1 protein-coding gene is annotated in these 1281 nt (G+C 73.0%); it reads left to right on the forward strand.

The genetic code is table 11. From position 1 onward, the window contains the following. Positions 1-1195 (forward strand): MFS transporter (locus ACFVUH_RS37430; protein ID WP_387918107.1); only part of this gene is annotated, 1195 nt, incomplete at its 5' end. Positions 1196-1281 lie beyond the last annotated feature (86 nt).

Consider the following 1281-nt stretch of genomic DNA (forward strand, 5'->3'; position numbering starts at 1 on the left):
CTCCACGCTCGCGCTCATCAGCAACATGTTCCAGGACCCCAAGGAGCGGGGCACCGCCATCGCCATGTGGGCGAGCGCGATGATGGCCGGGGTCGCCCTCGGGCCCGCGGTGGGCGGTCTGGTCCTCGCCGCGTTCTGGTGGGGATCGGTGTTCCTCATCGCCGTGCCGGTGATGCTGCTGGTGGTGGTCACCGGACCGGTGCTGCTGACCGAGTCCCGCGACCCGGACGCCGGGCGGCTGGACCTGCTGAGCGCGGTGCTCTCCCTCGCGACCGTGCTGCCGGTGATCTACGGGCTGAAGGAGCTCGCCCGGAGCGGGTGGGATCCGCTCGCCGCCGGTGCGGTGGTGCTCGGCGTGGTCTTCGGCGCGCTGTTCGTCCAGCGCCAGCGGCGGCTGGCCGACCCCATGCTGGACCTGGGCCTCTTCGCCGACCGCACCCTGCGGGCCGGACTGACGGTCAGTATGGTCAACGCCGTCATCATGGGCGGGACCGGCCTCATGGTCGCCCTGTACCTCCAGACGATCGCCGGCCACTCCCCGCTGGCCGCCGGACTGTGGCTCCTGATCCCGGCCTGCGTGCTCGTGGTGGGCGTGCAGGTGTCGAACCTGCTGGCCCAGCGGATGCCCCCGTCCCGGGTCCTGCTGGGCGGCCTGCTGATCGCGGCCGTCGGGCAGCTCCTGATCACCCGGGTGGACGGCGACGACACCGTCCTCCTCATCACGGCCACCACCCTGATCTACTTCGGCGCCTCCCCGGTGGGGCCGATCACCACGGGCGCGATCATGGGGGCCGCGCCTCCGGAGAAGGCCGGCGCCGCCTCGTCGCTGTCCGCCACCGGCGGCGAGTTCGGCGTCGCCCTCGGCATCGCGGGTCTGGGCAGTCTGAGCACCGTGGTGTACAGCGCCCGGGTCGAGGTGCCGGACGAGGCCGGGCCCGCCGCCGGCGACGCCGCGCAGGAGAGCATCGCCGGCGCCCTGCACACGGCCGGGCAGTTGGGACCGGACAGCGCCGGCGCCCTGCTGGACTCCGCACGCGCGGCCTTCACCAGCGGCGTGCAGTCCGTCGCCGCCGTCTGCGCCGTGTTCTCCGTCGCCCTGGCCGTCCTGATCGGCACCCGGCTGCGGGACATCTCCGCGATGGACCACGGGCACGGCGAGGAGCCGGCCGAGAACGACGCGCAACCACCCACATGAGCGCATTTCCGGAGATGCACGGGCCGCCGTCGAGGCATGAGGATCACCTTCGGGGGTGCACGTGCACGGCAACGGAGGCGTAGTGG

Source organism: Kitasatospora sp. NPDC058032 (genome assembly GCF_042885845.1).
Lineage (GTDB): Bacteria > Actinomycetota > Actinomycetes > Streptomycetales > Streptomycetaceae > Kitasatospora.